31 protein-coding genes are annotated in these 25,723 nt (G+C 46.7%); 5 read left to right on the top strand and 26 right to left on the bottom strand.

The window, feature by feature from the left end:
• Positions 1-60: 60 nt before the first annotated feature.
• From GLV97_RS09105 to GLV97_RS09085, 5 genes are all read right to left on the bottom strand, one after another.
• Positions 61-1,005, bottom strand: a complete 945-nt coding sequence (locus tag GLV97_RS09105; protein ID WP_160840364.1) for a D-alanine--D-alanine ligase — start codon at positions 1,003-1,005, stop codon at positions 61-63.
• A gap of 123 nt (positions 1,006-1,128) precedes the next feature.
• On the bottom strand, positions 1,129-1,713 hold the full coding sequence (locus GLV97_RS09100) for a genetic competence negative regulator (protein WP_160835833.1): 585 nt from the start codon (positions 1,711-1,713) through the stop codon (positions 1,129-1,131).
• Between the two features lie 117 nt (positions 1,714-1,830).
• Positions 1,831-2,730 (bottom strand): MerR family transcriptional regulator, encoded by a 900-nt coding sequence (locus tag GLV97_RS09095; protein ID WP_160840365.1) that lies wholly within the window; start codon positions 2,728-2,730, stop codon positions 1,831-1,833.
• A 74-nt stretch (positions 2,731-2,804) separates the two neighbouring features.
• Positions 2,805-3,596 (bottom strand): metallophosphoesterase, encoded by a 792-nt coding sequence (locus GLV97_RS09090; RefSeq protein ID WP_160835835.1) that lies wholly within the window; start codon positions 3,594-3,596, stop codon positions 2,805-2,807.
• 90 nt (positions 3,597-3,686) lie between these two features.
• On the bottom strand, positions 3,687-4,325 hold the full coding sequence (locus GLV97_RS09085; RefSeq protein ID WP_160835836.1) for an HPP family protein: 639 nt from the start codon (positions 4,323-4,325) through the stop codon (positions 3,687-3,689).
• A 124-nt stretch (positions 4,326-4,449) separates the two neighbouring features.
• Between GLV97_RS09085 and GLV97_RS09080 the strand changes: the two genes are divergently transcribed.
• The 3 genes from GLV97_RS09080 to GLV97_RS09070 are packed head-to-tail and all read left to right on the top strand — an operon-like array spanning position 4,450 to position 5,533.
• Complete coding sequence (locus tag GLV97_RS09080) at positions 4,450-4,671, top strand: spore coat associated protein CotJA (RefSeq protein ID WP_160835837.1); 222 nt, start codon at positions 4,450-4,452, stop codon at positions 4,669-4,671.
• The gene (locus GLV97_RS09075; RefSeq protein WP_160835838.1) at positions 4,668-4,937 is read left to right on the top strand and encodes a spore coat protein CotJB; all 270 of its coding nucleotides are present in this window, start codon (positions 4,668-4,670) and stop codon (positions 4,935-4,937) included. Before GLV97_RS09080 ends, GLV97_RS09075 begins: the two co-directional genes overlap by 4 nt.
• A 26-nt stretch (positions 4,938-4,963) precedes the next feature.
• The gene (locus GLV97_RS09070) at positions 4,964-5,533 is read left to right on the top strand and encodes a manganese catalase family protein (protein WP_027954451.1); all 570 of its coding nucleotides are present in this window, start codon (positions 4,964-4,966) and stop codon (positions 5,531-5,533) included.
• Positions 5,534-5,537: 4 nt separating this feature from the next.
• Here GLV97_RS09070 and GLV97_RS09065 read toward each other — a convergent pair whose 3' ends face one another.
• The 4 genes from GLV97_RS09065 to GLV97_RS09050 are packed head-to-tail and all read right to left on the bottom strand — an operon-like array spanning position 5,538 to position 8,985.
• Positions 5,538-5,828 carry a hypothetical protein gene (locus tag GLV97_RS09065; RefSeq protein ID WP_160840367.1) on the bottom strand — a complete coding sequence of 97 codons (291 nt, stop codon included), beginning with the start codon at positions 5,826-5,828 and terminating at the stop codon, positions 5,538-5,540.
• Positions 5,812-6,414, bottom strand: a complete 603-nt coding sequence (locus GLV97_RS09060; protein ID WP_160889542.1) for a CPBP family intramembrane glutamic endopeptidase — start codon at positions 6,412-6,414, stop codon at positions 5,812-5,814. Before GLV97_RS09060 ends, GLV97_RS09065 begins: the two co-directional genes overlap by 17 nt.
• Complete coding sequence (locus GLV97_RS09055; protein ID WP_337194092.1) at positions 6,407-7,921, bottom strand: ATP-dependent DNA helicase RecQ; 1,515 nt, start codon at positions 7,919-7,921, stop codon at positions 6,407-6,409. The genes GLV97_RS09060 and GLV97_RS09055 overlap by 8 nt, the downstream gene beginning before the upstream one ends.
• The gene (locus tag GLV97_RS09050) at positions 7,918-8,985 is read right to left on the bottom strand and encodes a helix-turn-helix domain-containing protein (RefSeq protein ID WP_160889541.1); all 1,068 of its coding nucleotides are present in this window, start codon (positions 8,983-8,985) and stop codon (positions 7,918-7,920) included. Before GLV97_RS09050 ends, GLV97_RS09055 begins: the two co-directional genes overlap by 4 nt.
• 178 nt (positions 8,986-9,163) lie before the next feature.
• Between GLV97_RS09050 and GLV97_RS09045 the strand changes: the two genes are divergently transcribed.
• Positions 9,164-9,412 (top strand): ferredoxin, encoded by a 249-nt coding sequence (locus GLV97_RS09045; RefSeq protein WP_160835843.1) that lies wholly within the window; start codon positions 9,164-9,166, stop codon positions 9,410-9,412.
• A gap of 32 nt (positions 9,413-9,444) precedes the next feature.
• Here the strand turns inward: GLV97_RS09045 and GLV97_RS09040 are convergent, their stop codons facing one another.
• The 14 genes from GLV97_RS09040 to GLV97_RS08975 form a co-directional block, all read right to left on the bottom strand.
• Complete coding sequence (locus GLV97_RS09040; RefSeq protein WP_160835844.1) at positions 9,445-9,897, bottom strand: helix-turn-helix transcriptional regulator; 453 nt, start codon at positions 9,895-9,897, stop codon at positions 9,445-9,447.
• Positions 9,898-9,988: 91 nt separating this feature from the next.
• Complete coding sequence (locus GLV97_RS09035; protein ID WP_160889540.1) at positions 9,989-11,086, bottom strand: hypothetical protein; 1,098 nt, start codon at positions 11,084-11,086, stop codon at positions 9,989-9,991.
• The gene (gene sigX, locus GLV97_RS09030; RefSeq protein ID WP_160889539.1) at positions 11,073-11,615 is read right to left on the bottom strand and encodes an RNA polymerase sigma factor SigX; all 543 of its coding nucleotides are present in this window, start codon (positions 11,613-11,615) and stop codon (positions 11,073-11,075) included. The genes GLV97_RS09035 and sigX overlap by 14 nt, the downstream gene beginning before the upstream one ends.
• A 145-nt stretch (positions 11,616-11,760) precedes the next feature.
• On the bottom strand, positions 11,761-13,527 hold the full coding sequence (locus GLV97_RS09025) for an ATP-binding protein (RefSeq protein ID WP_202409578.1): 1,767 nt from the start codon (positions 13,525-13,527) through the stop codon (positions 11,761-11,763).
• Positions 13,527-14,243, bottom strand: coding sequence for a response regulator transcription factor (locus GLV97_RS09020; protein ID WP_160836476.1), 717 nt, complete (start codon positions 14,241-14,243; stop codon positions 13,527-13,529). Before GLV97_RS09020 ends, GLV97_RS09025 begins: the two co-directional genes overlap by 1 nt.
• Positions 14,244-14,323: 80 nt before the next feature.
• The gene (ccsB, locus tag GLV97_RS09015; protein ID WP_160835848.1) at positions 14,324-15,511 is read right to left on the bottom strand and encodes a c-type cytochrome biogenesis protein CcsB; all 1,188 of its coding nucleotides are present in this window, start codon (positions 15,509-15,511) and stop codon (positions 14,324-14,326) included.
• A gap of 16 nt (positions 15,512-15,527) precedes the next feature.
• Positions 15,528-17,162: a cytochrome c biogenesis protein ResB gene (gene resB / locus GLV97_RS09010; RefSeq protein ID WP_160840373.1), complete on the bottom strand. Its 1,635-nt coding sequence runs from the start codon at positions 17,160-17,162 to the stop codon at positions 15,528-15,530.
• A gap of 27 nt (positions 17,163-17,189) precedes the next feature.
• Entirely contained in the window at positions 17,190-17,741 is a 552-nt protein-coding gene (gene resA, locus GLV97_RS09005) for a thiol-disulfide oxidoreductase ResA (RefSeq protein ID WP_160889538.1), read from the bottom strand.
• Between the two features lie 53 nt (positions 17,742-17,794).
• Positions 17,795-18,532, bottom strand: coding sequence for a pseudouridine synthase (locus tag GLV97_RS09000; protein WP_160835851.1), 738 nt, complete (start codon positions 18,530-18,532; stop codon positions 17,795-17,797).
• Between the two features lie 133 nt (positions 18,533-18,665).
• Complete coding sequence (locus GLV97_RS08995; protein WP_160889537.1) at positions 18,666-19,181, bottom strand: spore maturation protein; 516 nt, start codon at positions 19,179-19,181, stop codon at positions 18,666-18,668.
• A complete protein-coding gene (locus GLV97_RS08990) occupies positions 19,178-19,768 on the bottom strand; it encodes a nucleoside recognition domain-containing protein (protein ID WP_160889536.1) in 591 nt (196 codons plus the stop codon). Before GLV97_RS08990 ends, GLV97_RS08995 begins: the two co-directional genes overlap by 4 nt.
• On the bottom strand, positions 19,756-20,844 hold the full coding sequence (locus GLV97_RS08985) for a D-alanyl-D-alanine carboxypeptidase family protein (protein WP_272917339.1): 1,089 nt from the start codon (positions 20,842-20,844) through the stop codon (positions 19,756-19,758). The genes GLV97_RS08990 and GLV97_RS08985 overlap by 13 nt, the downstream gene beginning before the upstream one ends.
• A gap of 120 nt (positions 20,845-20,964) precedes the next feature.
• Positions 20,965-21,561, bottom strand: a complete 597-nt coding sequence (gene scpB, locus GLV97_RS08980) for an SMC-Scp complex subunit ScpB (RefSeq protein WP_160889535.1) — start codon at positions 21,559-21,561, stop codon at positions 20,965-20,967.
• Positions 21,552-22,307 (bottom strand): segregation/condensation protein A, encoded by a 756-nt coding sequence (locus GLV97_RS08975; protein WP_160889534.1) that lies wholly within the window; start codon positions 22,305-22,307, stop codon positions 21,552-21,554. Before GLV97_RS08975 ends, scpB begins: the two co-directional genes overlap by 10 nt.
• Positions 22,308-22,494: 187 nt before the next feature.
• On the opposite strand from GLV97_RS08975, the gene GLV97_RS08970 reads away from it, so the two are divergent.
• Positions 22,495-22,959, top strand: a complete 465-nt coding sequence (locus tag GLV97_RS08970) for a DUF309 domain-containing protein (RefSeq protein WP_160840376.1) — start codon at positions 22,495-22,497, stop codon at positions 22,957-22,959.
• Positions 22,960-23,004: 45 nt separating this feature from the next.
• Here the strand turns inward: GLV97_RS08970 and GLV97_RS08965 are convergent, their stop codons facing one another.
• The 3 genes from GLV97_RS08965 to lysA form a co-directional block, all read right to left on the bottom strand.
• Entirely contained in the window at positions 23,005-23,370 is a 366-nt protein-coding gene (locus GLV97_RS08965) for a GNAT family N-acetyltransferase (protein WP_160835856.1), read from the bottom strand.
• Positions 23,371-23,875: 505 nt separating this feature from the next.
• On the bottom strand, positions 23,876-24,310 hold the full coding sequence (locus GLV97_RS08960) for a peptidylprolyl isomerase (RefSeq protein ID WP_160835857.1): 435 nt from the start codon (positions 24,308-24,310) through the stop codon (positions 23,876-23,878).
• On the bottom strand, positions 24,307-25,620 hold the full coding sequence (gene lysA, locus GLV97_RS08955) for a diaminopimelate decarboxylase (protein ID WP_160840377.1): 1,314 nt from the start codon (positions 25,618-25,620) through the stop codon (positions 24,307-24,309). The genes GLV97_RS08960 and lysA overlap by 4 nt, the downstream gene beginning before the upstream one ends.
• Between the last annotated feature and the right edge of the window lie 103 nt (positions 25,621-25,723).

Genomic DNA, 25,723 nt, shown 5'->3' with positions numbered 1-25,723 from the left:
GCCTGTTGGAAAGGTCGAAACCAGCTTTTTCATCCGTTTTCACAAAGAAGTTGTAAGCGATTACACTTTTTTCTCGAACGCAGGCTGGGACAGATCCACGAATGATTGGATTAAATCATCATAGCTTAAGCCGATCTCTGCAGCCGCATCAGGAAACAGACTCGTCGGAGTCATTCCCGGCAGGGTATTGACTTCGAGAATAACCGGTTCATGTTTATCGTTGATAATGAAATCAACCCGCGAATAGACCTCACACCCCAGCAGCTGATGAGCACGCACCGCATCTTCCTGAAGCCTTGCGGTTATATCGGCCGGCAGTTCAGCTGGTACAATATGTTCACTTCCACCTGGTTGATATTTTGAATCAAAATCGTAATAATCATTCTTCGGAATAATTTCTATGACCGGGAGGGCCTTTTCCTCTCCCCTGTGCCCCATAACAGGAACCGTCACTTCTCTTCCTTTCACATAATCTTCTACGAGAATCATAGAATCGGACTGGGCTGCTGTACGTACCGCACCGGCAATATCTGCCTCATCCTTTACGATGGTAAGGCCGAGCGTCGATCCTTCCTGGTTTGGTTTAATGACAAATGGAAGCTGGAACTGCTGCTTGATCGTACCTTCAATCATAGACCACCGGCTTTCATCTGTGACATCGAAGACAGCACTTTCAGCCGTATTCAATCCATTCCGGGAAAAGATCTGCTTGGATTTAGCCTTATCCATGGCCAAGGCAGAAGCCAGCACACCTGACCCTACGTAAGGGAGTCCTTTCATATCCAAAAGCCCTTGAATTCTTCCATCTTCTCCAAAGCGCCCGTGCAGACCAATAAATACAAGGTCTACATCCAGTGCTGTCACTTGGTCCAGCTTATCCGGAGAAAAATCAATAGCCGTTACTTCATGTCCTTTATTTTCTAATGCTTGTATAATTCCCTTTCCAGTAGACAAGGAAACTTCCCGTTCCCCTGAGGTTCCTCCATATAAAACCGCAATCTTCATTTCCTACACTCCATTTCCTACCACGATATAGATTTGCCAACCTTTATATTAACACGTTTGACAACAGGCCTTCTATCCATAAATAAAAAGAACGAGCTTTTATTCAAGACTCGTTCCTTTCCATTAAGAGAAATGTTTAGTTAGTGATTGACAGGCATCTTTGTCCATAATTGTATTCCCGTATTCGATCAGCCGGTGTGACGTAACGGCTGTAGCTGAAGCATACTCAGAAAGCAGGGCAATGACCTGGTCCTGATCCATATGGTCTATCTCTGTATCTTCCAGAAGCATATAATAGGAATCCTCATAGTGATAAATGCTTCCTCCGGTCACACCAAGTTGATGCAGATGAGTGCCCGCCTGGATGACGTGCTCAAAATCGGAAAAAGAAAACATCATTTCCTTGCTCTCATCAAGGGTAACCTTCATTTCCAGGTAATCTTCGTCATCTTCCTCAATATCAGCAGGCTCTGTTTTTGTCACGACGACCAACATACCCTGTGCCTGAAGCAGGTAAACCTGCACGAGCAGAACACCTGTAAGCTCCACCCCAAGCTCTATGCCTGCGTCGTACATCATATCGCTGAATATCCGGTGTACACGAGGTAAATCATTCCAAAGTTCCTCGCGGGAGAGGCCCCGGTCCATTAAATCGTCAAAAGTAAGGAAAATCTTGAATTTTTCATTCGTCATTCTCTCTACTCGCATATGATCGCCCCCCAGTCACGATGTGTTATCTATATAGTATGATGACCAGCGCCATTATGGCACCTTTTTTCAAATTATATCCGACATTTCAAGCCGGGGGCAAATGAAATTTCCCAGTTAGTTCGTTTGCAGCCACTGTTCCCACGCCCGCTTGGAATTTCCTACGATAAACGGCTGTATCCGCTTTTTATCCAATTCAGACAGCCGGTCGTAGGCATAACCGCCGAGACCGATCTTAAGAGATGGAAATTCACGCTGGAGCGCCTCCGCCAGACGGATCGTAATCGGAATGTTTTTCTTTAATGTACAGGACATGAACATATAAGCAGGATCGATTTCATTGATTACGATGTCAATATCTCCGCCGGCTATACTCTGGCCGAGGTAAATGACATCATAGCCCTTTCTTTTCAGGAAGAGGGCAAATATCAGCAGTCCCAGCTCATGCCGTTCATTCGGTCCGCATACAAGCAGAGCTTTAGGAAGCATACTGTCAGACGGAATGGAAAGAAGCATCATCCCTATCCGGGAGCGGATAAACTGGCTGGCGAAATGCTCGTGGGCACTGGTGATTTTGTTTTCTTCCCATAAATCCCCGATTTTGACGAGGATGGGGCCGATGATGTCGATGGCGACTGTTTCGGGCGTGAATAAACTGAACGCATGATCCAGATGCCGCTGGGCTTCGTTTTCATTAAATGAAAGAAGACTGTCGAGCAGCTGATCACCAATTTTATCGAGCTGTGTGCGGTTTTCCTGTTGTTCGGTATGTGTAACAGCTTCTTCATTACTCTCAAGAAGTGAAACGGCTTGTGAAATGGTAAAGCCTTTATCCACTTTCTCCATTAACCATTTTAAAATCCTGATGTGCTCATCTGTATAAAGACGATGACCCGCTTCATTCCGTGAAGGACGGATCATCTTGTACCGACGTTCCCAGGCTCGGAGTGTTCCAGGCTGGATGCCCAGCATCTGTGACACCGCTTTAATATTATATTTTGCTTTAGTTGTTGCCATAAGCCTGCCTCCAAGTTAGTCTTTTGCTTTAATTATATAGGAATTAAACACCATGTGTAAAATTTGTATATTCTTTATGAAAGCTTTTTAGATATATCCTTTACATTTCCGACGACTTCAATTACGTGGCACTCCGCTCTCGTCCCAAGCCTTAAGGGCAGAAGGGATGTTCCATATCCTTCGCTGACAAAATGAGGAATGGAAGAAACCCTGCTCCACCCCCCGCGCTGGTAGGGACCCATCCCAAATAAACGGATCTGCCCACCATGAGTATGGCCGCTTAACACGAGATCATACTTCATTTTTTCCTCTCTATTCATCTGATAGTAAACGAAAGGATCGTGCACACATAAAATGCGAAGATGGGAGGAATCCGCCAGTTCCGTGGACCGCCTCGGTTTCAGGAAATAGGGATCGAGGCCCGTCAGCACAAAAGGCGTTCCTCCTCTGCTTTCTCCTGCTGTATCCTCGTTGGACAACACTTCAATCCGATGCCTGTTCAAAACAGCCGTAACCGGCTCCTTGCCCAGTTCATGATCATTGTTGCCTGGTACAAAATAAATCGGCGCATCCAACCGGGCCAACAGCCTCAGGTTCGTTTCCAGCTTGGCAACGGAGGTACGCTTATCCACGAGATCCCCTCCGATAACGACAATGTCCACATTTACGGCCCGGTTCACCGTCTCTTCTTTAATTGATCGGTTATGTATGTCTGAAATAAAGAAAATACGCAGGCGCTTACCACTATTTTCGGCATCCACCTGTATCGTTTGCTCCTCGATGTGATCGTTACCAGCCCGGTACATCATGTACACCAGTAAACAGACTCCTGACAGGGTCAATAATAGTATCCATTCCAACAACAAAGTCACACCTCCCTGATTCCTGCAGCGAAAATTTTATCATAGCATACCCAAAAAAATACCGCTATGCCCGGATGGGCACAGCGGCGGTTTTCACACATGTTTGACACTTAAGATTCGAAATCCCGTTTTTTCAAGTTTCTTTGTAAAGGCTTCGATATTATCGTTTTCCTCTATTTTCAAAACAATTCTTCTTGCCAGTTTGTCTGTCTCATCAAATGTAGCAAGGGAAATCACATTTTCATGGTAGTTTTTGATGATATCTCCCAGCCGTTCAATGCGCCCTTCGGACTCCTCTGAAGTAAATGCGATCCGAATGCCTTGTTTCTTCACACCAAAAGCACTTTCAAATTGTTCAATCACATCATACCGGGTCACAAGACCTTGGAACACACGGTTATCATCCACCACAGCGAGCACCGCAAAACCTTTGAACATAGGGAGGGTCCGTTCAAAGACTTCTTCATTTGTGATACAGAAATCTTCATATCCGGCGGTTTCCCCTGCAGAAGTATCCTGGAGAAATGCTTCTGCCCCCTGTTGATCCGAATTTTTATAGAAGGATTCATAAATCATTTCCTTTGAGATCATGCCTTTGAAAATGCTTCCGTCCAGCACAGGTACAGCCTCGATATTTTTCTGGTCCAATAGTTCCAGTACCTCTTTCAGACTGCTGTTCACATCTGCAGTATATGATTGATGCACTGGTTTCATAATCGTTTTTACAAACATAACTGTCACCTCTTTTTTTATGATCAATACCTTATTCGCCTGCAGCCGGCAGTTCTCCTGCCTTTATCAGAATAGGACAACATTTGGACACATATATTTTTGGAGACAAAGGGAGTGTTGAACTATGTATACACCCGTGAAGTGCTATCACCCTTACTACGGGCCTTATGATCCATGTCCACCCTGCAAGACCAAGTGTTACCAGACACCACCCAACTTATACCTTGGTTTTCAGCCGATGAACCTGCAGCAGTACCCTCTCCAGGAAGCCCTGTACAAAGGAACCCTCTGGCCGTGCCTTTACGACCCCTATCCGACGCCCGTGCCTGAAGGAGGAAAAAGATGAAGCAGGGTCAATCCCACGATCAGGAGCGTTATTCCCTGATGGAAAAGATTCAAATGGTCGATTTCGCACTGGTTGATTTAACGCTTTATCTGGACACTCACCCTGAGGATACTCAAGCCGTACAGCAATTCAATCAACTTGCTGTAGAAAGCCGGGATTTAAAGACCGTTTATGAGCAGAAATACGGTCCGTTACGGCAGTATGGGGGGAGCTTCTCCGGCTATCCGTGGAACTGGGCCGATTCCCCGTGGCCCTGGCAGCTGTAAATCTTTAAACGTTTAGGAGGAATAGCATGTGGTTTTATGAAAAGAAACTGCAGTACCCCGTTAAAGTAACCGAATGCAACCCGAGACTGGCGAAGTATCTTATCGAACAATACGGCGGGGCTGACGGGGAACTGTCGGCTGCCCTCCGTTATTTGAATCAGAGATATACCATCCCTGATAAAGTCATCGGCTTATTAACGGATATCGGGACCGAAGAGTTTGCCCACCTTGAAATGATCGCAACGATGATCTATAAATTGACCAAGGATGCAACACCTGAACAAATGAAAGAGGCAGGGCTCGGGGCCCATTACGCCAATCACGATCACGCGCTGTATTATCAAAATGCCGCAGGGAGTCCGTGGACAGCTACATATATAGCAGCCAAAGGAGATCCCATTGCAGATTTGTATGAGGATATAGCCGCAGAGGAAAAAGCACGGGCCACCTATCAATGGATCATTAATATGTCCGACGACCCGTGCCTGAATGACAGCCTCAAATTTCTCAGGGAGCGCGAGGTCATCCACTCCCAGCGCTTCCGGGAGGCTGTGGAAATATTAAAATTTGAAAAAGACCGCAAACAGTTTTTTTGAACCATCAGCGCTCTACCGTGATTTCTTCATGGTTGGGCGCTTTTTCATTCAGTTCCAACGGCTGAAAAGAAATTCCTTCAAACCATTCTCCCCAGAATGGATAAGACAGGACAAAACAAATGAGAACAATGAAGACGATAAACCAAAAACGGATCCAGGCAGTACTTACTTTCCACTTAACCCTTCCCATCCTGTTCGTATGGACGGCCTGCCGTGGTGGAAGGTCTAGAACATCCAGTTCCTCCTGCTCCTTTCCCTCCCGGCTTCCGCTTTCCTGTTTATGTTTTTGATGCATGTTTCTCCCCCCATTTCCCGAGCCGGATCCAGACACCTAGAACAACATCGATAATAAAATGAGCTGTAATCGTAACGATGAGACTTCCTGTAACTTCATACATATAGCCGATAAAGAAACTGACAAATAATACAGATAAAAAAAGAACCATCCGTTTCAAGTACCGGATATGTAAGACGGCAAACAGCACACTTGCTGTTATATAACCGAACTCGTGATGAACAACGCCTCTAAACAGCATTTCCTCACTTACTGCAACGAGCAGGGTTATCATGAAAATCCCCGGTAAAGACCGGTTCGCAAAGACCCTTTTGTTGACTCCCCCATCATCGTAGGTGCTCTCAGGTAAAACATACATGAGAAAGAGGTCAATGAGAAGGACAATAAGTCCCGGAATGATACCATACAGCCACCATTCCTGCCAGCTTGTGTAAAACTGCTCCAGCCACTCCGTAAGAAACGCATCAAAGAAAAAAGCACTCAACCCAACAGCAGCGGACAATATAATTACCTGCGTTAACAGGAGATGAAAGGTAATCTCATTGTCGGACATCTCCTGGATCATTTCCTGCTGTGTATTACGCATGAGGGTGACCCTGATGAAAAATCATCTGCAGGCGCTCCTTCCATGATCCGGCTTGTGGAGTTTCTTTCAGCCCGTGAAGAGTGAGATGATCGACCGAAAAACCGCAGACGTCACAACAAGGAACATCGGGCGGGCGGATATGATCCTGAAAAGAGGAGTACAAGGCTTCCCTCCGACAACCTGTGTGATGAATCCAAGTCATCATTTCGGTCAGTTTCCCCTGCTTATAAGTCCACCTCTCCCGAAGCAGGGCATGAATACGGCTTTCAAAATCAAAAGGAAACGGCTGAACCATACCGTCGATAAGCACTCCAGACTCCTCAGACTGATATTTAATAAAGTTCCACTGAGATTCAGAGAGCTGAAGTTGTTCCATGATTGATTCATCCTCCGGTATCTTCTGTCCTTCCCGGCGCTTTAAATAACCAAGGGCAATATCCAGCTGCTCCCGTTCCGGCAGTTCACTTTGTATAAGCATCTGAGGAAGATAGTGATCTTTCTTTGTAAACAACACGAGACTGGCAGAGGGCTTTCCATCTCTTCCTGCACGTCCGATTTCCTGAATGAACGATTCTGTCTGGGACGGAAGATGAAAATGAATCACAAGCCGGATATCTTTTTTATCCACCCCCATGCCAAAGGCACTTGTACAGCAGATCACATCCAGCTGTCCATTCATGAACTGCTGCTGGACAAGCATCCGGTCCGTCTGTTCCATACCTCCATGATAAAAAGCCGTCCGGTGGCTGAGCTTCTCCCTTAACACAACACTTACCCTTTCAGCCCACTGGCGGCTTGAGAAGTAGATCATTGTAGGCGCATGGATATGGGACAGCAGGTCTACAATCCGCGCTGTCTTCTCCTCAGGGCTGTGAACTTCCTCTACCGACAGGCTGATGTTTTGTTTATCCATAGGATAAATACGGCGGTTCATGGCCGGACGGTGCAGCTTCTCCATAATGTCCGCCTGCACTTCCGGTGTCGCTGTCGCGCTCAGGGCAAGAACAGTCGGACTTCCTATAGCATCAATGATGCGGTGAAGCTTTAAGTAATCCGTACGAAACTCATGCCCCCACTGGGAAATACAGTGGGCTTCGTCAATGACAAACAGAGGAATGGTCATTCGGCACAATTCCTCCTGCAGCCGATCATTTTGAAGCATTTCAGGTGAAATATAAACAAGATCATAGCGCTCAAGGTTCTGCATCACTTGTTTTTTTTCCTGCCCATCCATAAAGCTGTTCAACGCTGTTACTGATTTATATCCTGCTGCCTTCAGCTGTTTTACCTGATCGACCATCAGGGATATGAGCGGAGAGACAACGATGGTTGTCCCATGGAGAAGCCGGGCGGGGAGCTGATAGCATAAGGATTTTCCCGTTCCTGTTGGAAGGATACCCAGGACGTCCTTTCCGTCCATGACATCCCGGATCACGGCTTCCTGCCCTTCCCGGAACTGGTCAAAACCGAAATATCTTTTTAATGCATCCAATAACGTTGTACTCACGATGATGGCTTCCTTTCTCTTTGCGCCGTGCTCCGCCCATGGGCAAGAGCCAGACGGATTTCAAAGTAATCATAGACGCCTCCAAGATCCTGATGTATATGCTTCAGCCTCTGGGTATTCAAGTCCATCGCTTTTTGATTGATTTCCTCTACCTGTTCTGCCGATAAGAATGGAGAAACATCAAAATCAGGGGTGACAAGGGCTGCTTCAACAATGTGGTCCTGAATGGTGCTTTTTTTCAAACGACGAACGGTCACGATCTCTTCAAGGGACAGTCCCTGTTCAATCAGCTGGTAGGTTTTCCCCGCCGATGCTGTAACGAGATGGGAGGACTGAAGGCCGCGGGTGCATAAATGCAGAACCGGATAGGCTTCCTTGTCCTTTTTCGCTTGTTGAAACAGATAATAATACGTATGCCTCAGTCCTAACAGGATATCCTCTCTGGAGAGCCTGTATTTCTCTTTCAGCTGATCCACGGTCAAGCCGATCCATCCACCACCTGTAAGCCGGTGGGTAAAAAGCTCCGTTTGGACCGGATCATGGTTAGAAAGCAGTCTTACCAGCTCCTCATAAAGAGATTGGTTGAGCCGGGGGAGCTTATCCTGAAACGTACCAAACACTTTTTTCACCCAGGCCTGTGCCCCGGGCTGGTCTACAATCGCTACATAGGACTGAATGCCGGCCTCTTTATTCGATGACGCCTGAATCAGCAGATTCAGGCGGGAGATAAACGCGGGTAACACTTCATGCCATTGCATGCCTTGAAAATAGGCAGAGGATGACGCACGCTGTGTCTGCAAATGGTCCGTGCCCTTATCTGTCAGATTGGGAAAACCCTCTTCATTCACGACCACTTCTTCCCTGCCGGCCATTTGGTCGATGGCGTTATCCAGCTTTCGGCGCTCCAACTCTGGAAAAACACCGAACATGTGGTCAAGCTGATAGGCTTTGGCATCCTGCATCGTCTGAGAAGACCTTTTACCTGTCAGCATATTAAAAATCCCTGAAACCGTTCTTTCCCCTTTGAATCTCTTTATGCAGAGAAGGACAATGGATTCGAACATCCGCTCACCCCTTTCATATTTGGAATTCTTTTCGTTCAGCTTATCACGCCCCCTCAGGAAAACGCTCCTATCTCAGTCATTTGAAAAATAGAGGGGGGAGATTTACAATGAGTATGGACCACTTTCATAAACAAAGCCTGTCCATATAGAATGGTTAGAAAAAGGAGGGGGAAACCCTTTGGCGAAATACACGATTGTAGATAAAGAAACCTGCATCGCCTGCGGGGCCTGCGGGGCTGCCGCTCCAGACATCTATGATTATGATGACGAAGGCCTTGCCTTTGCAGTGATGGATGATAATGAGGGGACCGAAGCTGTTCCCGACCTCTATGAGGAAGATATGGAAGATGCCTTTGATGGCTGTCCAACCGATTCTATTAAAATAGCGGAAGCTCCTTTTGATGGAGATCCGTTAAAATTCGAATGATACACGCAGGCCCCTTTATCAAGGGGCCTTTTTTATGATTGACGTTCAATCTTCTCCAATTGAACCTCTGCCTCTACACGGTTCCAAGTAGAGAAAAGCCTCGCCCCCGCTTTTTGAATACGGTAATGACCACTGATTTGGTTCTGCTCCAGCTTGCAGCCGCCTTTTTCAGACAGGACCTTCCAGGTTGTCTCCAGCGCGGAAGCCTCCTTCCCGTCAGTAAAAATATGACGATGAGCAGCGGTTTCCAAAACTTCAAGAGGGGCGCTGCCTAGAACTCTCCTTATAATTTCACTGTCCCTGAAAAGCGCGCAGACAGCTGTGACCGTCGTCCAGCCGGCGACTGTCCTCTGCTTCTCTATTTGAACGAGCGTTTTTTTGGAAAGTCCGATGATTTCCGCCATCCGGTGCTGCGTGTATCCATATTCCACTCGGATGAGTTTGATTTTCGGAGAAATTATTTCCTGTATCTGCTTTTGATCCATCTGCATGTCTCCTTTTTCAGACGGTTCTATTTTAACACGCATAGGCGCGAGCGTCCTAAAAAACCCCCTGGCCAGGGGAGACCGCATTGAATCACTGTTCCACGTTGAAAGGACCAGGCAGATCGACGGGTTTGGTCAAATCATATCCCCCTGCTTCTTCCTGTTTTATCCCATGAAAGGTCACCCGCGACATCCCAAACTGCCGAGCCGTAGCTGAGATGGCATCGAGCATCATGGTGACCTCCCGTTCGCCTTTCCATTCCTTATGGGAAATGTCCAATTTCACATGTCCATCCTCAACCTCAACCAGGGAAAATTCCACGTGGGCGGGGACAGAGGGAACTGTATACGTTCCTCCCCCTTCTTCTTTCATCATCTTTAATGCCTCTTCCAGTGATGGGTGCCCCGTCACAGGTACAGGTGCCAGATAAAAGGAGGACTGCTCGTTATACTGGTAGAGCTTGAATATATACTCTCCTTTTCCAATCGGAGTCAGGCGGTCCACGTCTCCGTAATTTCCCATCGGCACCTCATCATGGGACGTACGATTCAAGTCAATCGTCTGCACCTCTTCTCCATACAGTTCCCAGCGGATACTTTCCATGAGCATCTGGACATATGCACTTCCAGCTGGATTAAATTCATCCGGGAAAGTAACCTCGGCGTTCTTCGCCTCTTCATTAACGGCAATTTCGATGTTCTGCAGAAGCCTTTCTGACAACCCTTTCTCCTCCGCCGTTTCCTTTGTGAATGGTAATTCATCATGAGTGAAAACCGGAATGACAACTTCTGCATTCCTTCCCGGGTAAGCGAATGTAAACCATTCATCCTCTGTGATGGCAGTTAATGGTGCACCACGGTCATCAGAGGCTTCTCCCTCCGCCGATGGTCCAGCTGAATTTTCCATCTCAGGATTTTCGAATGACCGGGCAGTTTCATCACGGGTCTGTTCAGATGGCTGGGTATTCATTTCCTGGTTTTGTGACAGGAAAACCGGGATGAAGACCGCAAGCACTACAAGCAGGGCACAAACCGCTGCGCCAGGACCCAGCCACGAGGGCATCCGTTTTTCCGTCCGTTCTAATTTTTTGTTCACGGCCTGATAGAGGACATCCCTGGATTGATGATCCTTCAAGGAAGGGAGCTGGGACAGCTGCTCTTCCACGTTCTGTCTTTTAGATTTTTTCATGTTCTCCTCCCCCTCCCTCTAATGAATCTGTAACTTCTTTTACAGCTTTAAGGGCCCGATGCTGCGTCGTCTTCACTTTACTTTCCGTCCACCCCGTAACCTCAGAAGTCTCCTTAATGGAAAGTCCTTGAATGTAACGGAGGATCAAAACGGTACGCTGATCAATCGAGCATTGGTTCATTGCCCGGTACACATCCTTCACATCCTCACTCTGGATGACCATCTCCTCTGGAAGCGGATCGTGACCAGGAAGCTGGCTGCCCTTTTCACTCCAGTCAAAAAATTCAGCGACTCGATCGCGCTTCCTTTTCTGACGGCGGAAATAATCGATGGTTACGTGCCGGGCAATAGAAAACAGCCATGTTTTTTCTGAGCTTCTGCCATGAAAAGCTGGATAGGATTTCAGCACTTTCACGTAAACATCCTGGACAAGATCCTCAGCAAGATGCCGGTCTTTCACCATATAAAAAATGAACTGAAAAAGGTCCTGGTGGTAATGATCATAAAGTTCATCAAAGAACGCTCTCAATGGCCGTACCTCCTGAGTTACTTGTTTAGACGATCCTATGTATAAAACGTTACACGTTCATCTTAAAGTCTTCCTTTAAAAATTAAAACCAGCTTTTGCTGCCTGAAAAAAATAGAGAAGCTCCCCGGTGCAGGAAGCTTCTCTTCTATTGATGATAAGGAATCTTGAAGGTAAAGGTTGTCCCTTCCTTGAGACGGCTGTGGACACTGATCGATCCTTCATGAGCCTCTACAATATTCTTTGTAATGGCAAGACCGAGGCCTGTCCCTTTCTTGTAGTTCTTGTTTTCACGTTTGCGAGATTTATCCGCCTTATAAAAACGTTCAAAAACAAACGGGAGATCCTCTTCCGGGATGCCGAGGCCGGAATCACTGACCGCTCCTACCCATCCCCCGGTTCCAGCTTCTACACGGATAAAGACTTCCCCGCCTGATTCTGTGTGACGAATGGCATTATCAATCAAATTCGTAAACACTTGTTCTATCCGGTCGGGATCAAAGGAAGCTGTTTGCACTGCAGGGTCAATAGCTGAGTGAAGGATGACCCCCTTATCATTCGCCACGCCCTGAAACTTCCGCACGATTTTATGCATATAGGATTCCATATCCAGTGACTCCATGGACAACTGGATATGACCAGCTTCCATACGGGCCAGATCAAGAAGTTCATTGACCAGCCTGCCGATCCGAAGCGACTCATCATGAATAATCTGAGCCAGTTCATTTTTTTCCTCTTTACTTTCCGCGATGTCATCGACAATGGCCTCGCTGTAACCCTGAAGCATGGAAATGGGCGTCCTGAGCTCATGAGACACATTGGCTATGAAATCTTTCCTTAATTTATCCAAACGCCGCTCATCCGTCATATCCCTCAGGACAGCAACGGCTCCGCGGATTTTCTGCCGATCGTATAAAGGCGTCATTAAAATCACCCAGGATCGACCCTGCAGGGTAGCTTCAGTCATTAACTCCTGCTCTTCTAAAATGACGCGCTGCAGCAGTTCCTGTAATGGTTCAGGAAGATCTACATGCTCATCTGCTCCCTGATGCTCAAACTCATACGCTTCCAGGTATTGTTCAGCAGGAGGATTGGATAAAAGGACGTCCCCCTGACGATTGACTGTAATAACCCCATCCGCCATCGAGCGCAGAATGCCGGACAGCTGTTCTTTCTCATGATTCAGAGCATTAATATGGAATTTCAACTCCCGGCCCATTCGATTGAAAGCCATGGACAGCTCTCCGATTTCATCATGGGTGCGGATCGGAATTTTGGTGTTAAAGCGGCCTTTAGCCAGTTCCAGGGCACTTTCCCTCATCTTTATCAAGGGAGACGTAATCCTCGTAGATAAAAAGAATGCGAAGATCGTTGTTAACACAATCGCTATGCCGGCTCCGAGAAAGATAATTTTGGTTGTCTGTTCCGATGTCTCTTCAATAGTATCCAGGGACTGATAAACAAACACGGCCCCCTGACCTTCATTCAGCGGGGTGCCTACAACCATAATTCCGGTTTCTCCCGCACTAAGATCAGCTACTTTTTTGACGTCCCTGCCCTCTTCCATGACCGTGGATAAATCGGGATCGCTTTTAAACCACTCATAATTGATGACAGGAAGATTTTCAGATGAGCTTTCAGCAGCTATTTGACGGTCCGCTCCCCAGGCAATGACAGCACGGCTCGCCGGATCTTTTACGAGATCTGTCGTAGACAATAGAAGATCTTCATCCGACTCATACCGGTCCACGACTTCTGATATTTTGTCCGCGGTCTGGAGAAGATGCCTCTCCGCTTCAAGAATGTGGTAATTCTGAAAGAACTCCAGAAGGAGGATCGTCAAAATAAATAGAACAAAGCAGACGAGAAAGAGAATTGTAAACCAAAGTTTACCTACGACACTCCGCCAGAACATCAATCGCCGGAGACCTCAAATTTATATCCGATCCCCCATACTGTTACAATCATACCAGCTGCTTCAGCAGACACTTTACTGAGTTTTTCCCGCAGACGCTTCACATGGGTGTCGACCGTCCTTAAGTCTCCAAAGAATTCGTACTGCCATACCTCTTTTAAAAGCCTCTCCCTGTCAAAGACTTTATCAGGAGCCTGTGCCATAAAATGAAGCAGCTCGTACTCTTTTGGAGTTAATGAAACTTCGTTTCCATCTGCTGTTACACGATGGGCATCATTATCAATGGTCATATGCGGGAAAACAAGGACATTGCGGGCAGAGGTATCGGTTTCCAGAAATTTGGTTGAAGAGGACCGGCGCAGCAGAGCTTTCACCCGGAGGACCACTTCCCTCGGACTAAAAGGCTTTACAATATAATCATCTGTGCCGACTTCAAAACCTTGAACACGGTTCGCTTCCTCCCCTTTAGCCGTCAGCATAATCACCGGAGTCGCCTTCTTCTCACGCAGCTCACGGCAAACTTCAATACCGTCCTTCCCTGGAAGCATCAAATCCAAAAGAATGACATCATAATCATCCTGAAGAGCTTTTTGGAGGGCTTCTTCCCCATCCTCCGCCTCATCAATGGTATAGTCTTCTCTTTCAAGATACATACGAATCAGCCGGCGGATGCGCTCTTCATCGTCAACGACCAGTATTTTAGCTTCTCGTTCCATAATATCTTCCTCCATTACCATATAAATCGATCGAATGTACATCAAGGGCAGCACGATTCAAAAACCGCCTGCCCTCGTTATTATGCATAAGAATGTAAACCTGAAATGATGAGATTAACGGCGATCAAGTTAAACATGATGATGCCGAAACCGCCGACAGCAAGCCACGCGGATTTCATCCCCTGCCATCCACGGGAAAGCCTGAGGTGCAGATAAGCCGCATAAAAGAAGAACGTAATCAGCGCCCACACTTCTTTCGGGTCCCATCCCCAGAACCTGTCCCACGCCTGTTGGGCCCAGATCATAGCGAAGATTAATGCACCGAGTGTGAAGACAGGAAATCCGATAGCCACTGCGCGGTAGGACACTTCATCGACGAGTTCAGGATTGACCCTTTTCAGGAGTGGCTGAATGAGTGCCGCAATCCTTCTGCGGAAAATCAGGCGTAAGCCCCAGTAAAGGACAAGTCCGCCGACAATGGCCCATAAAAATGTATTGAATTTCTTCGCAGCATCTTCGCCGCGCATCCATTCCGGAGCCTCAAACAGAGGAGACCACGCACCTTCGGTCAGTAATTCCCCCTGGGCAGGCCCTGCAATGGCAGGCATTTCATACGTAATCGTCATCGGCTGGCCTTCCACAGGTGCTTCAAACTCTGCCTGGTACTGAAGAGCGCTGAAGGTGGAGGAAAGCGCAATAAAAGCTACCGTGGATGCAATGATATAAATGACGAATTCCAGCCACATCGTATGCTTGGAGCGCTTTGTCTGATCCACCTGCCGGATGAGAAAAATCAATCCGGCTACAAAACTCACAGACAAGATTCCCTGGCCGAGGGAGGCTGTCGTAACGTGAATATAAAGCCAGTGGGACTGCAGTGACGGTACGAGCGGTGAAATTTCTGTCGGAAACATACTCGCAAACGCAATAAGCAGCAAGGCAATCGGGAGCGCAAAAAGGCCCAGCAGATCCACCCGGTAAATAAAGTAAAGGACGATAAAGGCAAAAACGAGCATCATCCCGAAGAAGGTCGTATATTCGAATAGATTACTGACGGGGGCGTGGCCGCTTGCCCCCCACCTTGTAAAGAAATACCCAAGCTGAGTAAGAAACCCTATGATGGTAATGGTAATACCGATGTTTCCTGCCACTTTACTGCTGCCTTTCTTCTTGTCTCGTATGGTTGCCCCAAAAAAGAAAGTAGCAATCAAGTAGATGAAAAATGCTGCATAAAGCAGGTTACTGCTTATGGTCGTTAAATCTCCCATGTTCATCCTCCTGACTCTATGATTTCATTTCGTGCTGATCGACGGGGGCCTGTATTCCTGTTCCCTCAATCGCTTTATCAATCTCCATCCTTAACGCATACCAGTTTTTATTCGTATGACCGGCAATCCAGACTCCATCATTCCTCGGCTGAAGCCAGATTCTGCGATGGTTCCAGTACATGCCCTGCATGACCCCGATCATAAAGACAGCGCCTCCAAAAGCAATCAGCCACAGGGTTTCATCCTTTTTCACCGTCAACCCGGTAACATCCCTGACGTCGAATTCAGTCAGGCCGAGCTTGTACTGGTTTTCTCCACCAGCATCAACGTTGGCTCCTATACCAAGAAAGCTTGTTTCAGGCTCAGACTCCCCTGGAGGAAATAATTGAAAGACAAAAGCCGGGTTTCTTGGGTATTTGGACACCGAAACAGGCTCCCCATCCTCCAGTTCATAATCAGGAAAATAGTTGGCGATTTCCACCCTGTAGCCGCCATCCAGTTCATATGTAGATTGAGGATCTGTCAGATCGACGGTGAATTCTCCATAGTTGGTTGATTCATCATCCTTGTCATGAATTTTAAAGGACATTTCCTTGAATTCATTCAATTGATAACTGGCTTGGTAAAGGGCATAATCACCAAATTTCAATGGATTGTTCATCGTGGATGCGCCTTCTTTCACCTGCTCCAGTTCCGGTTCAGCACCCGTAACATCCGTGTTGGTCCGCTCATAAATGACAGCATCTGTCCGGAAGGTTTTTGGGATGGCACCACTCTGGCTTTCAATCGCTTCTTTAAACCTGGCATCCTCAGGATTATCCTTGTCATAAGTTTCAAGTGTAAAAGCCTTATTTTCCACATAATACTGCCCATCCGTTCCGGAGATTAAAATCGTTTCTCCTTCCCGGACCCAGATAAATTCATCAACATAAAAAGCAGGGACAAATCGAAGCAGAGCCCCGATTAGAAAAATGATCAAGCCGATGTGATTGACGTATGGCCCCCACCGGGCGAAACGGTTTTTCTCAGCAAGCAGGTGGCCATCCTGTTCATACACACGGAAGCGGCGTTTCTTCAAATTGGCTTTAAACTGTTCAACATCCACGTTCTGGTTCTCCGTCGTCCCGAACACACGCTGTTTCTTCATAAACAGCTCATGACGTTTCGGCTTCTGCCTTTTCAATGTTTTGTAAAGCGGAAAGAAACGATCAATGCTGGCGATAACGATGGAAATACCGATCATGGCAATCAGCAGCATATACCACCAGGAGCTGAATAAATCATGAAAACCAAGCTGATAATAAATCTGACCAACGATGCCGTACTGATCACGGTAATGGGTGGCAGGATCTGCATTTCCAGGTATAAAGACTTCCTGAGGAAAGATTGTTCCCACCGCCGAGGCAATCACCGTAATGAAGATGAGCCAAACGCCCACTTTAACAGAGGAAAAGAAATTCCATATCTTATCTATAAACGTCCGATTGTAAGTCTGGGACCGGCGGGCACTTCCGTCATAGCGCATGTTCAGCAGCTCTTTCTGATCATTGCCGTCAATGTGCTGGTTCCCCTCCACCGGCTTTCCGCAGGATTCACATAAAACGGTACCTTCAGGGTTTATGTGTCCACACTCACAGGTAATCTCATTCATAATAAAACCTCGCAATATAAGTAGACTCTATTCCTCCGGTGAAATGTCCTGCAGATACCCCTCCAGTTTTTCCAACGTAAGCGGACCGATCACCTGCTCTTCAATTTCACCATCTGGATTGATGAATAAGGTGGAAGGGATGGGACCGATATTATAGAGGTCCATCACCTGTCCTTTTTTATCCTGAAGAATTGGGAACGTCAGGTTATATTCATTCACAAAGTTCTCCACAACCAACTCCGTTGAATCCAGGTTGACCGCGAGTATCTCCACACCTTTTTCCTTATACTCTTCGTACAGCTCTTCCATGTAGGGCATTTCATCCTTACACGGACCGCAGTAAGTGGCCCAGAAGTTCAGCATGACGCCCTGTCCCTCCAGATCACTCAATTGGACCGTTTCCTCCGTACCGAATTTCTTCAATTGAAAATCCGGGGCCTCTTCCCCTTTGGCTACAGCGACCTGGTCCTCTTTTCCATTTGCCACGAGAGCAAAAACGACAAGACCGACCATAACCGTCAGCATGGCAGCCCGGAAGATCAGTCTTCTTTTCTTTTTTTGGATGGTCTTCTCTTTCATAGCTGTCACTCCCAGATCATTATATCATCGATTGGAAAGGCAAAATATGAACGTTATTCAACATTTTCTTCAGCGAGCTGTCGGAGCTGTTTAACTTCAAAAGGCTTTAGAGGGCGGTAATCGCCGGCATTCAATCCTTTAAGGTCCAGCGTTCCATAGCGTTCACGCTTCAGCTTGTCCACTGGAAAACCGAGGGTATCAAACATTCTGCGGACCTGTCTGTTTTTTCCTTCATGCAGAATAACCTGAACAATGGCTGTATTTTTTCTGGAATCAGTAGAATTGATTTTAGCATGGACAGCTTTCAAATACTCTCCATCTACAGTGATTCCTTTTTTAAGCTGTTTCAACTGTTCCTGGGTCGGAATTCCTTTTGTTTTCGCAATATAAACTTTATTGACCTCATGGCTCGGGTGCATGAGCATATTAGCGAAATCACCGTCATTCGTGAGCAGGATCAAGCCGGATGTATCATAATCCAGGCGTCCGATCGGGAAAATCCTCTCTTTTACTTCCGGCAGAAAATCCGTGACAACTTTCCGGCCTTTGTCATCGCTTACACTGGAAATCACACCTCTTGGTTTATAAAGCATGAAATAGACAGGTTCCTCTTTATCAATCGGCACCCCTTCTACTTCAACATCATCGTTTTTTCCAACCTTTGTCCCAAGCTCTGTGATCGTTTCACCATTCACTTTCACTTTTCCATCCAAGATCATCTGCTCTGCTTTTCTTCGTGATGCGACACCAGCGTGGGCGATCACCTTTTGTAGTCGTTCTTTATCTGCCATACGACCGTCACCAACTTTCTTCTACTTCTAAAATCTAAAATCTAAAATGTTCTCTTCACCTTGGTATCTCCAAGAGAACACACCATTTACATTATACACATTCTATAAAGATTTGAACAAAAAAATCATCCTATCATTGGAATAGGATGATAACGATGATGATTGATGCCAGTATACCAACTAAATCCGCAAGCAGTCCAACCTTCAATGCATCGCCCATTCGTTTGATTCCTACGGCCCCGAAATAGACGGTAATGATATACAATGTTGTGTCTGTGCTTCCCTGCATCACAGAAGCCAGATAACCGATAAATGAGTCAGGGCCAAACGTTCGGATCAACTCTGTGGTCATACTTAACGCAGCCGTTCCTGAAATAGGACGGATAAATGCAAGAGGTAAAATTTCTTCCGGTGCACCGAACATATTCATAACAGGCTCAAATAACACCAGTACGGCCCCCATGGCCCCCGAGGCTTGAAAAACAGCGATGGAAACCATCATACCAAGAAGGAAAGGAAGCAGGGAAACCGCAATCTGCAGCCCTTCCTTGCTTCCTTCCACGAATATCTCATAGGAGGGAATTTTTTTAATTGTAGCCGTGACCAGCACAAGACAGATGATTCCCGGAATCAGCCATATACTGATCATAATTCAAGCCTCCGCTTCCTCCGGTGATAAAAATAGCGGTCGATACAAAGAGCCGCACAGGTAGACACGATTGTCGCAAGAATCGTAGCCCCGATGATGGAAGTTGGATCTGAGGACCCATACTTCATTCGGACAGCGATGACTGTTGTAGGTATCAAGGTTAACGACGATGTATTGAGGGCGAGCAGGGTAATCATGGACCGGGTGGCATGATCAGATCCGGAAAGATTCTTCAATTCCTTCATCGCCTTCAACCCCATCGGTGTAGCCGCGTTTCCCAACCCAAACATATTCGCTGTCATATTGGATAAAATGTACCCAAGAGCCGGGTGGTTTTCAGGGATATCCGGAAAGATCCTCTTCACTACGGGTTTGAACAACGCAGCGAGCCCGCGAAGCAGTCCCGCTTCTTCTGCAATCTTCATCAGTCCAAGCCAGAATACCAGCACGCCCGCAAGGCTGATGGTTATCATGACAGCTTCATCCAACGTCTGAAATATCGCCTGGTTGACCTCTTTCATTGTACCGTTGAAGGCCGCATAAACGATACCAACAATGGCAAGAAGCGCCCAGATCAGGTTGACCACGGCTCCACCCCCATCATCCGGTGCAGAAAATCACCGACTTCCCTCAGAAAAGACTGCGCAGGCCGCTCCTTCCATACCGCAGCTTCAACGATGGGGAGGTTACCAGACTTATAATAGGTTACCCCCGCCATAAGCCCTTCCTCCTCTTCCATCGGATAAAACACAGCTTCCAGCTGCTCTTTTTCGGATGGGGTGAGAGGATATATCAGGTCTCTCGGCACATAATAAGATTCTCCTCCCGCTTTGATCGTTCCTTTCTTTTGCAGGAGAACCGTTTCAAAATGGGCGAACCCCCACTCAAACATGTTTCTATGGTCATTCCAATCATCCGGAGCATTTAATGTAACTGCAATCAATTCCATTTCATCCCTGGCAGCAGAAGTGACCAGAGTCCTTCCGGCCGCTTTTGTGAACCCGGTCTTTCCGCCATTCGTCGGATCGTAATACTGGGTCAGCATTTTATTTTTATTCATCCAGGCATAATCTCTGTTTTCCGATAGATAGGATTCACTACCTGTGATTTCACGGAAAGTTTCATCTTTCATTGCATATGCCATGAGAAGCCCCAGATCGTAGGCACTGGATAGATGGGATTCTCCATCAAGGCCGTGAGGATTTTCAAAATGGCTGTCATCCATCCCCAGCCATGCGGCTTTTTCATTCATCATTTGAACAAAACCTTCCACACTCCCCCCCACATGCTCAGCAATAGCAACGGCGGCATCATTCCCACTTCTGAGCATAAGGCCGTAAACAAGATCCTTTAAGAGAATTTTCTCTTTTTCAGTTAAGTAGATCGAGGATCCCTCTGTATACACGGCCCTCTTACTTACAGAGACCTTTTCTTCCATTTTACCTGATTCAACAGCAAGCAGGGCGGTCATGATTTTTGTTGTACTGGCGATCAAGGCAGGTTCGTAGGCATCTTTTTCGTAAAGAACCCGTCCCGATGCTGCATCCATCAATACAGCATGCTCCGCTGATACGGACAACGCCCCTTCTGCTTGAACCGGGTGTAACGCAAACCATTGAAATGTGAGCAGGGCGGCCAACACCATATATAAACACCTTTTCAAGAGGAGCTCCTCCCATTCTAGTCATTTGCTACACCTTATGCCTGAATGTACAGGCATATGATTCGAGAAACCTTCGTCCAATGGTAAAAAAAGCTGCCCCTGAATCAGGAGCAGCTCGTGTTAATCTTCATCTTGAAGGGGATCATCTTCTTCAAATTTTTCAAAGAAAAGATCGGCATCGCCTGCCATATCCTCGGGTTGTTGAAGGTCCTCGAGAGGAGGAAGATCTTCGATGGATGTCAAACCAAAATAAATCAAAAAATCTTTGGTCGTCCCGTACAGGATCGGACGACCGATCGCATCTTTACGACCCTTTTCCTGGATCAGACCTCTGTTAACAAGCGTCTGAATGGAACGGTCACTTTTCACCCCGCGCAGATCATCCACTTCAACCCTCGTTATCGGCTGCTGGTAAGCGATAATCGCCAGCGCTTCCAGAGCCGCCTGTGAGAGCCGTGTGGCGCTCGGGGAATCAAGCAGACGCTTATAATAGGATGCATGTTGTGGCTTTGTCGTTAAATGCAGGGTTCCCTGCGATTCCATAATCATAAGCCCCCGGGATGGATCCTTATAGGCTTCCTGCATGCTTTTGATCAAATCATCGACCGAAGGTTTGTCCATTTCCAAGAGATCCATTAATCTCTTTTTCGGCACTCCTTCTTCTCCGGAGGCAAACAGCACCCCTTCAATGATAGCTCTGTATTCCTCTAATTCCATGGGGCATCCTCCATCTTAAACACAATTAACTCTTCAAAATGCTCTTGCTGTACACAGGTTATTTCATTGCTTTTCATCAACTCCAGGAGAGCAATGAACGTGACGACGATATGGGGACGGGTCCGTTTTTCAAACAACTGATAAAACGGGGTCCCCTCTTTTGAACTTTTCATTTGGTTTAGAATTTCGTCCATGCGCATCTGAATTGGTATTTCATCACGCTGCACCCTGGCTTCCTCGGGCTGTTTTTCTTTACTGCGCTTCATCAGCCTGCCCATGGCCTGGATCATATCATAAATCGAAGCTTCGCCGGGCCGGACTTCCGCTTTTTCCTCCTCCTGATCCGCCAGATCAAGGGGAGGGCGTGTATAAATGCGGTTGGCATCCAATTCTTTCTGCTTTAATTCATCAGCGGCCTGCTTATATTTCCGGTATTCGATTAAGCGCCGCATCAATTCTTCCCGTGGGTCTTCTTCGAGTTCCATATCTTCCATATCTTCATCCAATTGAGGTTGAGGAAGCAGCATCTGTGACTTAATCGCCAGCAGTGTTGCAGCCATCACCAAATATTCACTGGCAAGATCAAGTTCTAATTCCTGCATCGTATGAATGTAATGCATGTATTGATCCGTTATCTGCGAAACAGGAATATCATAGATATCAATTTCATATCGATTGATAAGATGTAAAAGAAGATCCAGAGGCCCTTCGAAGCCTTCCACTTTCACTTGGTAGCTTTTTGTCATGTAATTCTTCCTTTACCACTGATTCTTCCCTTTTATCATATCAGAAATATTCTTCCGCCAACAGGTGGCGTACGGAGGACCACTTGAAGAAAAAGGGGAGCGTCACGTAGACTGTAGAGAGCGGACTCCTCCGCATCCTGAACATTTATCAGGAGCCGGACCTGCCGCTTGAAATGGAGTGATCGAAATGTACCCCGCCCTTTATTTAGAATACCTGGCTCATTTTCATGGAACAAGAGATTATTTCGAATGTCATGAAGTGCTGGAGGAGCACTGGAAAAATACCACACCACGCAGCCGTCAATCTGTATGGGTCCTTCTCATACAAACCGCAGTGGCGATGTATCATGACCGCAGAGGCAATCAGAACGGCGCCGCCACCCTTTTGAAACGGTGCATCAACAACCTGCCATCTCAGAGGGAGTCCCTGCTTCATCTGGGACTAGATCCGGCCCACCTGGAAAAGCAGCTTGCTGCAGAACTGTCCCGTGTACGCAGCGGTCAACCGTATGTAAGCTGGAACTTCTGCATTGTTGATCCACAACTGTTACAGGACGTCCAATATCTCTGCCAAAAATGGGGAGTGGTTTTCGGCTCACCCAGCAGGATGTCGGATGATAACCTTATTCATAAACATAAACGGCGAAGGTAAATTTCCCCATGAGAAAAGAGGTGCCGAAGCGGCACCTCTTTCATCTTACAACTGGGAAGAAGCACTTTCCTCATCACATTTTTCAATGAACGTCTCTGTTGCTGTATCAGCACAGATCTCGCATTGATCTTTAAAGTGAAGACGGATGCTCTGAATCATTCTGCGTCCGATCCCCTGATTGCGGTGGGACGGATTGACAGAAACGTGCTGAACGACAGCTCTGCCGCCCTCCAGACGGACGCCGACTGCCCCCAGTATATCTTCTTCTTTCCATAAAAACAGATGCCAGTCAGGATCTGCATCGTACTGCCGGATCACGTCCTGCAGATTCCGGACATCCGTAACCTCCGGCATAAAGGAAAGCAGACCCATAGCTATCTTTTCAAAAGATTTTTTATATCGAATCAGCATATTAACCCCTCAATTATGAAATAACTAATAATATTGGTTATCCACATACATGTCATATCATTCTATTCAAGTGATTATTCACTTGCCTGTCCGGCCGTTTCAACGTTTTCACATGACAATACCAAACCAGTAAAACAGGCCCCAGCCAATGCTGAATAAAGCGAGAATGGTAAACAGTGTCCAGTTTTTCCATTTCATCTTGTTTCCCCCGGTAAAACGAATTTCTTATCCCCGTTAGATTAGAATATAGCAACAGGAGAAAATATTCAACCCTCTCTCACCAAGCCTCCATTTCAATCGATAGAGATGACTAAAAATACCGGCTCTGATAAGAAAGGAGACGGATCTACCGTTCACTGAAATTCTTCGTCTTTCAAATGAATGACTGACCGTTCATTTCATAAGCAGGTTTATCCGCACCTTTTCTGTCTTCAGGGACAAAAAAAGAGGAGCCGCTGATCCAACAACCGTCCATTGTCTTTACTCAGCGGGCTCATCCAATAACTTATTTATCTTCTACTCTTACCTGCTGCATAACATCACCGACGCGGACACGGTCGACGATATCGACACCTTCGATGACTTTTCCAAATACCGTATGACGGCCGTCAAGGTGCGGCTGAGGGGAATGACAGACAAAGAACTGACTTCCTCCTGTGTCTTTACCGGCATGAGCCATGGACAAGGTTCCCCGTTCATGCTTATGCGGGTTCCCTTCTGTCTCACATTTAATAGTATAGCCCGGTCCCCCTGTACCTGTACCATTCGGGCAGCCGCCCTGAATGACAAAATCAGGAATGACACGGTGGAAAGTCAGGCCGTCATAGAACTCGTCATTGGCCAGCTTCTCAAAGTTTGCTACTGTATTCGGTGCAGCCTCTTCATAAAGTTCGACCACCATTTTTTCGCCATTTTCAAATTGAATCGTTGCTTGTTTCATTTCTCTTTCCCCTTTCCTTTCTCGTATGACAAATCCAGTCTGGTCATATCCTGGTACGTTTCTCTTTGGACGACCAGCTGGTGTTCCCCGTTTTCCACAAACACGACAGCCGGTTTTTGAAAGCGGTTATAATTACTTGCCATAGCATAACCATACGCTCCTGTACTGAAAACTGCAAGTGTATCTCCATGCTCTACAGCAGGAAGCGCCACATCCCATATTAGCATATCCCCGGATTCACAGCACTTACCAGCTATTGAATAATTATTTTCTGAAGGTTCGTTCATTTTTTCAGTAAGTGCTGCTTCATATTTTGCGTTATAAAGCGCCGGGCGGATATTATCCGTCATCCCTCCATCGACAGAGATATAAGTACGGACCTCCGGGATGTTTTTCACAGAACCTACCGTGTACAGTGTTGTACCTGCTTCACCGACGATAGCCCGGCCGGGTTCGATCCAGATTTCAGGCATCGGATAGTCGAACCGGCTGGATAATGATTTCACTTCTTGAATAAGAGCATGAGCATATTGATCCAGTTCCAGCGGCTGGTCTTCTTCGGTGTACTGGATTCCGAATCCTCCGCCAAGGTTGACAACAGAGGCTTCATATTCGTATTTGTCCTTCCACTCATGAAGGGTGCGGAATAATCGCTGGGCAGCCATTTGGAACCCGTCGGTTTCGAATATCTGTGATCCAATATGACAGTGCAGCCCCTTCATCTGTATATTTGGATCTTCCTGGACTTTTTGAAAGGCTTCCTCAGCCTGTCCGCTGCTCAAGTCAAACCCGAACTTGGAATCTTCCTGACCAGTGAGGATATAATCGTGGGTATGTGCTTCAATTCCAGGAGTTACACGGAGAAGAACATCCATCGTCTTCCGCTGTTCTTTTAATACGGCGCTCAACAATTCAATCTCGAAGAAATTATCGACAACGATACAGCCGATATTATATTGTACAGCCATTTCGAGCTCCTGGATGTTTTTGTTGTTGCCGTGCATATGGATTTTCTCTACCGGAAAACCTGCTTCAAGTGCTGTATGCAGTTCGCCCTGTGACACAACGTCCAGGCTCAGCCCTTCCTGGTGGATGACTTGAAGAACGGCTGTCGATGAAAAAGCTTTACTGGCATAGGCAACCTGGGCAGGAACATTATATTCTTCAAACGTACGCACAAATGCCTGCGCGTTCGCCCTGATTTTATTGACATCATACACGAATAAGGGCGTGCCGTAGTGATCGGCCAGTTCCTTCGCCTGCACTCCCGCTATCATCAGCTGTCCTTGTTGATTTACTTCATGATTCATACAATCCCGCCTTTGTCTTCAAACGTATGTACCTCGAATAAAAAAGAAAATGCCCTTTATTTGAAAGGACATTTTTTTAATTGTCTATAATTTATCACATTGC

Source organism: Halobacillus litoralis (genome assembly GCF_009856355.1).
In the GTDB taxonomy this organism is placed as follows: domain Bacteria; phylum Bacillota; class Bacilli; order Bacillales; family Halobacillaceae; genus Halobacillus; species Halobacillus litoralis_B.
The sequence above is the reverse complement of the archived record's forward strand: the minus strand, read 5'-3'. Positions and strand labels throughout refer to the sequence as shown.